Below are 9,714 nucleotides of genomic sequence, written 5' to 3'. Positions count from 1 at the left end.
GTGTTGAACATACCACCAGTATTTGCACATGAACCCATAGAGATCACCCATTTAGGTTCTGTCATCTGGTCATAAAGTCTTCTGGCAAATTCAGAGTGCTTTTTAGAAAGTGTTCCTGCCAAAATCATGACATCTGCTTGTCTTGGAGAAGCTCTAAAGATGGTTCCCATTCTATCGAAGTCGTAGCGTGAAGCTCCCGATGCCATCATTTCAATCGCACAACATGCGAGTCCATAAGTAAGCGGCCAAAGTGAGTTTGAACGACCCCAGTTTACGAGTTTGTCTACCGAAGTCAATGCTATCGGTAAGCCAGCTGCGCTAGCGTAGTTTACTTGATGCTGTGCCATTCAAGTGCTCCTTTTTTCCATGCGTATACGAAACCAATCGTAAGTAGTAAAATAAATAATATCATCTCAGCGAAACCAAACCAACCAAGTAATTTAAAGTCAATTGCCCAAGGGAACATAAAGATAATCTCTACATCAAACAAGATAAACAAAAGTGCTATCAGGTAAAACTGTGCAGAAATGGTGTTAGGTTGCTTAGTCACCTCTGGTCCACATTCGTATATACTTAATTTAAGTCTTTCCGTATCAAGCCTTGCAAATTTTCTACTAACAAAACGTGCAGCCCATAGCGTCGCTGGGAACGCCACGGCTGTTAACGCGAATAAAACAAATACACCGAAATATGGATGTTCTGTAATTACATGAGTCATATTAATCCCTTTATTTTCATAATTCTCTTCAAAAATGAGCAAAGCCCAATTTTCAATTTCTCTCTACTGAAATGCGCTTTGGGCTCAAGTTTACACTTGCTTTTCAGTATAGAGAATGATCAGATTATTACTTGTATACTAGCTGAAAGATGGTTAAAAGATTTTGGGTACTTAGTGCTTTATGTGATTACTTTTTAGTATGTAACTAGATGTAACTATATGTATAGAAAGAAAATACCGATACAATATCAAATATAATTATAATAACTATAAGGAACGACAGAGTGAATCTTCTTAAAAACTATATCAATGTACTATACTGGATCGCTATGGCTGGCTTACTTTTTTGGTTCGCCTACTCTAAAGGATGGATATTTGCCAACTTTGAATCTATAGATGCCAAACAAGCCATATATTTACTGGAAAATGACGATAATGTCACGCTCCTTGATGTACGAACCATACAAGAGTATAAAAGTGGACATCTAAGAGATGCTACACTCATACCCGTACAAGCACTCAGTAAAAACCTGGGTATGCTCAAGCAAGATAAAAATAAAAAGATCATTGTCTACTGTAGAACAGGAAGCAGAAGCGTATCCGCATCCCGTATCTTGGAAGAAAACGGGTTTACCCCACTGAATGTCAAAGGTGGGATTATTCAGTTGATGGGTGCGAATGCTGAACTGGTAAAATAGCCTTTTTATCTAAACCTTAAAGCCCATACTCTTCACACCTTCAAAACTGGAACCAAGCTCTTTTTCTATCTCTTCGAGAAAGTCTTGATTTCCAAATACACTCTCTTCTCGTACAGCTACTTTATAGGCTGTATTTTTGATGATAAGATTGATCTGACCACCCGTCAGTTCGTGTTTAGCAAGTTCTGACATATCAAATCCTTCTTCATAATCTGCATTTTCAGGAAGCATGAACTGCCAAAGGCTGAGACGCTGTTTTCTACCTGGTTTTTTAAACTCAATCTTATAATTAAAACGGCGTGAAAAAGCTTTGTCTATATTGCCAAGTAAATTGGTGGTAGCAATGAGTATACCTTCAAACTTTTCTATCTGTTCAAGGAAAATGTTTTGCATTTGGTTATGCATCTTATCTGCAGAGCTTCCTGCCCCCTCACTTCTTGTACTTAAAAACTGGTCTGCTTCATTGAGAAGTAAAATAGGTTCCACTTTTGCTTGTTTACTCAACTCTTTAAAGTCATCAAATATCTTACGTACATTCTTTTCGCTCTCCCCTACATACATAGAAAGAATTTTAGAACAGTCAAACGATAAGATGGGCTTTTTAAGTGTTTTGGCCAAGCTCATAGCGGTCATTGTTTTACCCGTTCCTGCAGCTCCATAGAATATAATACGTGCATCAATACCTTTACGCTTGTCTTTAATACCCCACTCTCTAAGTTTTTTAAACACCTCTCTGTCAACCTGTTTGACAACATTTTGTAATGTCTCTCTTGTTTTGGGATGCAAGACGACATCATCTAATGTTGTCGCAGGTTTCAGATACTCGAAAAGCTCTTGCTCCTGTACCAGTGCATCCAGTTTTAACTTCGTCACCTTTTTGCTTTTTTTAGGATGTATGATACGCTGCATCACCTCTTCTTGCAAATAAAAAGACCGACTCACGCCACCAAACATATTGAGTATCTCTTCATAGTCGATGATATCATCGCTTATGAGTCTCGCACCGTCTTCAAGCAGAGCACGGTTTTTTATCTTCTCGTACTCATCAAAACTGATAAGTTCTATGAGTGTGTTCATGTCTCTAAATTGTCCCTCTCCCCCGCTGTACTCTTCTTTAAGTAACGCCAGGAAGATCCGTTTTTCTTTTTCATCAAGTTCTTTTTCTTTAAAAAACTCTTCTACAACGATGGGGGTTTCTGTCATTTTGACACGCTCTTCTATACGTGTTGTCAAGAGTGTCAGTTTATTTTTCAAACGTCCTATGCTAAGTGAATTATCTGCAAAACCTTGTTTAAAAGTAGCAATATTGTGTAAAAGTGCTACCATATCAAACTGATCTTGTAGGTACTCAAGATGATCCGTATAAGGTTTTACTTCAGGAAGAAAAATCTCCAGTGACCCCTCTTCAAGTAGACGTAATAAAGAAATACTTGGTGTCACAGAAGTACTTAAAAGTTCCAACTTGGATGCTTCATGTGCTTTCACTTGTCCGAAACTCACTTGAATCATCCAACCCAGATCCAAAAGATTTTTAACCAATCCAAGTTTTTTCAGATACACGTAACCCTCTGATGAATAGTTATCTTGAAGCATCTCCAGTACAGAAACTTCTTCCAGCCCCGCCACATAACGTTTACAAATATACTGCACCAACAATGCTTCTTCTTTTGTACATTTTAAATGCTCAAAAATTGATGTCTTGGTGACATCTTTGGTTTCAATAAAGTCAATAAGGTGTTTCAATTAGTATTCCTAAATAGTTGATAATAATTTGAGTATAACAAATATTTGCTATACTTTGAGTAATGCATTAGTTTGTAAAAAAGGAGATCACATGCGTGTAGTATTACTGATAACTGTAGCTTTATCTATGGCAATGGCTGAACCAACCATGGTTAAGGATCCTAAAACTAATTTGATATGGGAAGATACGCTGCATGCTTCAGAGGATAAAATGACCCATATGGAAGCAAAAGCTTACTGTGAAGCATTAAAACTTGGTACTTTTGAAAACTGGCGTTTACCTACACTTCCTGAACTGCTTACTATCGTTGATTATAAACGCTATAAGCCTGCTATACTTAAAGAGTTTAAACATGTTGACAATGATACACTCTACTGGTCAAGTACGGTATCTGCAAGAGCAAATGATGATTTCTGGGGTATAGTTTTCAGAGATGGTGCCACAAAAAATGCATCTGGGCTTTATGGCCGATATATTCGCTGTGTAAGAGATATGAAATAAGAGATGTCACTATTTAAAAATCTATTTTCTAAACCTCTTTCTACACAACTTACTGTCACTTCGAACAATGGGTTTCACCTTAGACCCGTTGCGCAGTTTTCCTCTTTAGCCAAATCATTTTCATGTCAGATCACAGCCACTTTTAAAAACAGGACTGTCGACACTAAAAGTGTCAACACTTTACTTTCACTCTCTTTAGAAAGAGGAGACACTTTTACACTGGTTGCCAAAGGAAAAAAGGCAGATGAAGCCCTTGAAAAACTTCAACTGCTTTTTGAAACACTCATGACAGATGACCAAGAGATCAAGCAGATAGAAAAAACTGCTTACAGCTATGAAAGTTCTGTGTTAGAAGGAGAGATCATCTGCGGAAGCATTGCCGTTGCTTCTACCTACACTTATCGTACTCAAGAAGTACAACACAAGAGCAATACAGATTTTAAAGAAGCCTTATATGCAAGTTTAAATGAACTTGACGTACTTTATAGTACACAGAAAGAGAATGAAAATGCAACTATCTACCTTGCACAAAAAGAACTTCTGGCATCTTTGGGAGAGAAAAGCCAAACCCTTCCAGAGTTGGAACAGCATATTGAGGAAGAATCAAAAAAACTTTTGGGCACAAAACTTGACTCCAAAAGAAGTGATTATCAAGATATACTCCAACGTGTCAAAAAACATTTGGGGTTAGAAATAAAAGCCACTTTTCCAGATAAACCTTTTATATTGTTATGTAATGATCTGCTTCCTAGCGATATCGACCATCTTCTACAGACAAAAGTAGAGGGTGTGATCTTAAAAGAGACTTCTGTTAACTCCCATACGGCCATCTTACTTCGTGCTGCAGGTATCTGCTCTCTTATTGCAGATACCCAGAGTCTTGTCGAAGATGAAACCATCATACTTGATACACATGCTGGCGTAGTTGTTCAGCATCCAAGCTCTGATGATATGAAAAAAGCAAGAGTACGTTTAGAAAAAGATCATGCACAAAAAGCGCTCTCTGCTACAAAACGATTTGAATCTGCGACAACACAAAAAGGCAGACATATTAAAGTTTTTGCCAATGTCGCAGACATAAACTCTGCCAAGACAGCCAAAGAAGAAGGAGCAGAGGGTATAGGCCTTTTACGTTCCGAGTTTTTATTTAAAGCCGTTAAACCTTCTTTAGAAAAGCAACAACAAGCCTACCAAGAAATCTTTGATATGTTTGATGATGTCACAGTGCGTACACTCGATGTAGGAGGAGACAAAGCCCTTTCGTATGTGCAAATACCTGCAGAAGAGAACCCTTTTTTAGGTATACGTGGTGTACGTCTATTTGATACACATCCTGAACTTCTAGAAGAGCAATTACATGCCATTTTCCTGGCTGCAGGCAACAAATCTGTAAAGATCATGTTCCCTATGGTCAGCTCTGTCGAAGAATTTATACAAACAAAAGCTTTTGCTCAAAGTGTAGCTGAAAAATATCAGCTTGACATTTCACACCTTCACTTTGGAATCATGATAGAAGTGCCATCGGTACTTTTCTTACTGGAGTCATTTAACGATGTTGTAGACTTCTACTCCATCGGTACCAATGACTTAACACAATATCTTTTTGCCATAGAGAGAACGCACCCTCTGCTCAAAGCGGATGAACTCTCTCCTGCCGTGTTTTCTGCTATTGAAAGCATCCTTAACAAAGCAACAAAACCTGTAAGTATTTGTGGTGAACTGGCTGCAAATAAACACGCGATACCTAAACTTTTAGATCTAGGAATGGGAATCCTCAGTGTTTCACCTAAGAGTATAGCCCAAATAAAAGAGGAGATAAGACATGTTTAATTTACTTCAGCGCATTGGTAAAGCATTGATGACCCCTATCGCAGTGCTTCCGGTTGCTGCGCTTCTACTTCGCTTAGGTTTTGGAGACATTTTCGATGGTCAAATAGCCCTTATTATGAAAAGTGCCGGAGATGCGATCTTCTCACATCTCGATCTTCTTTTTGGTATAGGTATCGCCTACGGATTGGCTAAGAACAATGATGGCGCAGCAGCACTTGCAGGTGCAATAGGTGTACTCATCGCCAAAGCTGTCTATCTCAGTATAGACAAAGATGTGAATATGGGTGTGTTTGTGGGTATTATCATCGGTGTCGTTGCCGGGACACTGTATAACCGGTATCATGACATCAAACTCCCTGAATTTTTAGGCTTCTTTGGGGGGAAACGTTTTGTGCCTATTATTACCGCTGTTGCTGCCATAGGTGTCGGTGTACTTGCCGGGTATTTCTGGCACTTTGCGCAAAGCGGTATAGATACATTTTCAAATGCTATCATCGGATTACATGAGATAGGTACATTCATCTACGGAACACTCAACCGTCTGCTCATCCCTTTAGGACTGCACCATATACTCAACTCTGTGTTTTGGTTCCAGCTGGGAGAATACACCTATCTTAAAGATGGTGTGGAAGTGGTGGCCAATGGAGACTTACATCGTTTTTTTGCTGGCGATAAAACAGCTGGTGTCTACATGTCAGGTTTTTATGTAGTAATGATGTTTGGTCTGCCTGCGATGGCATATGCGATCTACCTGAACACCCCAAAAGGCTCCCGCAAAAAAGTAGGTGCCATCTTGGCGGGTGTTGCATTTACATCATTTCTAACAGGGATCACGGAACCTTTGGAGTTTCTCTTTTTATTTGTAGCTCCTTTACTTTTTGTATTACATGCCCTGCTTACCGGTCTTGCCCTTGCTATAGCACAGATGTTAGACATTCATGCAGGATTTGGGTTTTCAGCTGGATTTATAGATTATGTGATCAACTACAAGCTGGCTACAAACCCTCTGCTTATACTTCTTCTGGGTAGCATTTTTGCTCTCATATATTTTGTTTTAAGTTATTACACGATCAAACTCTTTAAACTCAAAATATTTGATGAGACCAATGATGACAAACCTACAGATATAAATGATGAGGCACTGGCATTTATAGAAGCGTTAGGCGGAGTAGAAAACATCTTACATACTGATGCATGCATCACAAGACTACGTATGTCAGTAAATGACAGCAGTATCCTCTTAGATGAAGCATTCATCACGCTTGGAGCTAAAGGAGTGATACGTCCGGATAAAAAATCTATTCAAATTATTTTAGGCACGAGAGCTGAAAGAGTAGCAGAGGCTATAAAAGAAGCCTTAAAATAAATTTGCTGTGTGGACCTAGTTCCACACAAGATTATTTCTTTTTTTTAGGGGTTTTAAGTACAATGAAAAATGCGACTAAAATTAATCCATAGACTACATAATAATAAATATTGTCACTTTGTGGCATTAGCTGACCTCCATAATAATATCTTGACTTTTTACGATCTTTAATCGTTTATCAATACTTTTCACATCACTTTCATCAGAGATGATAATAGGAGTGATGATGTCTTTGGCATGTTCTCGGATATACGCTAGATCAACGCGGATCACCGGGTCTCCTGCTTTGACTTCATCACCTTCATTTGCAAGGCGTTCAAAACCTTTCCCCTCAAGTGCTACAGTCTCTAGACCGATGTGTACCATGACCTCTAGATCTTTTGTACTTTTAATGCTATATGCATGGTTTGTAGAAAATATTCTTGTGATCGTACCATCTATAGGTGCTGTAAACACATTTGACATAGGTATAATCGCCACACCATCACCCACAAGTTTTTGTGAAAACACATCATCGTTTACACTTTCAAGTGCTATGACCTGTCCATCTACGGGCGACTTGATCTCTCTTATTTTACGCTTTAAAAATCCGAACATATATATATTACCTTTTATACTTTACTTCACCGCTCACTATGGTTGATATAATACTAAAATTTTCATCAAAGATGACTATATCTGCATCATAGCCTTCTCTGAGTTCCCCTTTAGAGATGCTCAGTTTACGTGCAGGTATTTTTGTCACAGAATTGACAATTTCAACAAGATTCATAGAGGTATGTGTTTTCATATTTAACAATGCATCATTCATCTTCAGTACAGAACCAGCAAGTGTGCCATCTTCCAGTATTGCCTTGCCTTCATCTACCTCAACGCTCCTACCGCCTAGATCATACGTACCACATTTCATACATCCTGCCCTCATTGCATCAGTGATGAGTATCAGCTTCTCTTTTTTTACTTTCTGTACCAGCTCAAGTGTACTCGTGTGAGTATGCACCAGATCTGCAATGATGTCGCAGGTCACATCAGAGTCAAACACTGCGCCCACTATGCCAGGTTTTCTGTGATGATAAGGGTTCATGGCATTAAACAGATGTGTTGCATGAGAGATGCCCCAACTAAAACTCTTTTGACTCTCTTCATAACTTGCATCGGAATGACCGATACTTAAAATGATATGAGGATACTCTTTCGTCAATAGCTTTACAAAATGCTCACCGCCTTTTATTTCAGGTGCCAGTGTGATCATTTTTACTTCGTTCATATAGTTTTCTATCAGTGCTATGTTCGGTGATTGAACATATGCTTTATCTTGTGCACCATGTTTATCTTCATTGATAAAAGGTCCTTCAAGATGAATACCAAGCACATTTGCACCGCTGACCTTGTTAGCATGCAGTTGTATGTTTTGTAAAGCTTTGTCAATAGCTTCACTTGACATCGTCATTGTTGTAGCCAAAAAAGAAGTGGTCCCTGTTTGAAGAAGGATTGAAGAGATCGTTTCCAAAGCATCAGGTGTCGCATCCATCACATCTGCCCCGCCACTGCCATGTATATGCAGATCAATAAACCCTGCACTCACGTAAGCACCCTTCGCATCAATAGTTTCAATATCTGTAAGGTCTATCTTATCTACAATATTGACGATCTTATGATCAAATAAAAGTATTTTATCTTCAATGATCTGATCATCTATAAATATCTTTGCATTGAAAATAGCTTTCATTATGTTTTTTACCTAACCTTACTTTTATGTACAGTAATCACACATCAGTCCTAAGACTTTGTTTCAGTGCTCTTTTAAGTACTTTTCCCGTAGCATTTTTAGGGAGTGCTTTAATGACATGAATTTGTTTTGGTATTTTATAATTTGCAAGTTGCTCTCTCATATATTTTTTTAAACCTGTCTCATCAAGCGTCTCCACACCCTCTTCAAGTTCTATATAGACCACAGGTACTTCTCCGCTCTTTTCATCATCAATGCCGATCACTGCTGATGCTCCTACACCTTCAAACATATCGATAACCTCTTCAACCTCACGAGGATAGATATTGATACCTTTTGAAATAATTAGATCTTTTTTTCTGTCTACGATAAATAAAAAACCATCATCATCCATATATCCTACATCACCCGTCAGTAACCAACCATTGATGATAGTCTCATCCGTTGCAGTAGGACGGTTCAAATACCCTTGCATCACATTGTCACCTTTGACAATGATATCACCAATAGTACCGCGATGTACCTCATTCATATCTTGATCTACGATTTTGATCTCATAGCCATATAATGCTGTACCTACCGATCCTGCTTTTTGTTTTTTTAATGTATTCATGCACACTGCTGGACTCGCTTCACTTAGTCCATACCCTTCCAGTAATGTGGCTCTTTTAAATTTCTTTGCCATAGCATCAAGTGTTTTAGGCTGTAATGCAGCTGCCCCGGAGATAAATGCACGGATGTTATTAAACCACATGAAATACCACGGAAGTTTTGCTTTTGCCAATGCATTATATACATCAGGAATACCAAAGAAAAGTGTTACTCGTTTTAACAATGTCTGTTTAAAAATATTTGAAAAAGGTTGGATCGATTTAATGATCACTATACTCATTCCCACATACATAGGCAGCATGATGGCGATAGTAAATGTAAAAGAGTGAAACATAGGTAAAAAGACAATTCCTCTATCTCTAGGTGTCACCTTAATGTGCATCATGCCAGAATGCCCATTTGAAAAAATGTTTTTATGGCTTAACATCGCACCTTTAGGTTTGCCTGTCGTTCCTGAAGTATAAATGATGACTGCCGTGTCTTCTAAGGCTGTATCTCGATGTTCTGCAGTCAATT

The 9,714-nt window shown here is 38.5% G+C and carries 10 protein-coding genes; 4 read left to right on the top strand and 6 right to left on the bottom strand.

Annotated elements, in window-relative coordinates; all coding sequences use genetic code 11:
* Together nuoB and ABZC96_RS05480 are read right to left on the bottom strand one after the other, a co-directional pair.
* A partial coding sequence (gene nuoB, locus ABZC96_RS05485; RefSeq protein ID WP_373029656.1) for an NADH-quinone oxidoreductase subunit NuoB occupies positions 1–347 on the bottom strand: 347 nt, incomplete at its 3' end.
* Entirely contained in the window at positions 329–718 is a 390-nt protein-coding gene (locus ABZC96_RS05480) for an NAD(P)H-quinone oxidoreductase subunit 3 (RefSeq protein WP_223891825.1), read from the bottom strand. The genes nuoB and ABZC96_RS05480, both read right to left, overlap by 19 nt.
* Before the next feature lie 284 nt (positions 719–1,002).
* Between ABZC96_RS05480 and ABZC96_RS05475 the strand changes: the two genes are divergently transcribed.
* Positions 1,003–1,416, top strand: a complete 414-nt coding sequence (locus ABZC96_RS05475; RefSeq protein ID WP_373029654.1) for a rhodanese-like domain-containing protein — start codon at positions 1,003–1,005, stop codon at positions 1,414–1,416.
* 9 nt (positions 1,417–1,425) lie between these two features.
* Here the strand turns inward: ABZC96_RS05475 and ABZC96_RS05470 are convergent, their stop codons facing one another.
* Positions 1,426–3,159 (bottom strand): ATP-binding protein, encoded by a 1,734-nt coding sequence (locus tag ABZC96_RS05470; RefSeq protein ID WP_373029652.1) that lies wholly within the window; start codon positions 3,157–3,159, stop codon positions 1,426–1,428.
* Between the two features lie 91 nt (positions 3,160–3,250).
* Here ABZC96_RS05470 and ABZC96_RS05465 point away from each other — a divergent pair, with 91 nt between their 5' ends.
* From ABZC96_RS05465 to ABZC96_RS05455, 3 genes are read left to right on the top strand one after another with little or no spacing between them, the layout of a single operon-like run.
* Positions 3,251–3,661: a DUF1566 domain-containing protein gene (locus ABZC96_RS05465; RefSeq protein ID WP_373029650.1), complete on the top strand. Its 411-nt coding sequence runs from the start codon at positions 3,251–3,253 to the stop codon at positions 3,659–3,661.
* Positions 3,662–3,664: 3 nt separating this feature from the next.
* Complete coding sequence (locus ABZC96_RS05460) at positions 3,665–5,491, top strand: HPr family phosphocarrier protein (RefSeq protein ID WP_373029649.1); 1,827 nt, start codon at positions 3,665–3,667, stop codon at positions 5,489–5,491.
* Positions 5,484–6,857: a PTS transporter subunit EIIC gene (locus ABZC96_RS05455; RefSeq protein WP_373029647.1), complete on the top strand. Its 1,374-nt coding sequence runs from the start codon at positions 5,484–5,486 to the stop codon at positions 6,855–6,857. The genes ABZC96_RS05460 and ABZC96_RS05455 overlap by 8 nt, the downstream gene beginning before the upstream one ends.
* Before the next feature lie 126 nt (positions 6,858–6,983).
* Here the strand turns inward: ABZC96_RS05455 and ABZC96_RS05450 are convergent, their stop codons facing one another.
* The 3 genes from ABZC96_RS05450 to ABZC96_RS05440 all read right to left on the bottom strand — a co-directional run.
* Entirely contained in the window at positions 6,984–7,454 is a 471-nt protein-coding gene (locus tag ABZC96_RS05450) for a PTS glucose transporter subunit IIA (RefSeq protein ID WP_373029646.1), read from the bottom strand.
* Positions 7,455–7,461: 7 nt separating this feature from the next.
* Positions 7,462–8,586, bottom strand: coding sequence for an N-acetylglucosamine-6-phosphate deacetylase (nagA, locus tag ABZC96_RS05445; RefSeq protein ID WP_373029645.1), 1,125 nt, complete (start codon positions 8,584–8,586; stop codon positions 7,462–7,464).
* 37 nt (positions 8,587–8,623) lie between these two features.
* The coding region (locus tag ABZC96_RS05440; protein ID WP_373029643.1) for an AMP-binding protein at positions 8,624–9,714 on the bottom strand (1,091 nt) is incomplete at its 5' end.

It is taken from the genome of Sulfurovum sp., assembly GCF_041551015.1.
In the GTDB taxonomy this organism is placed as follows: Bacteria; Campylobacterota; Campylobacteria; order Campylobacterales; family Sulfurovaceae; genus Sulfurovum.
The sequence above is the reverse complement of the archived record's forward strand: the minus strand, read 5'-3'. Positions and strand labels throughout refer to the sequence as shown.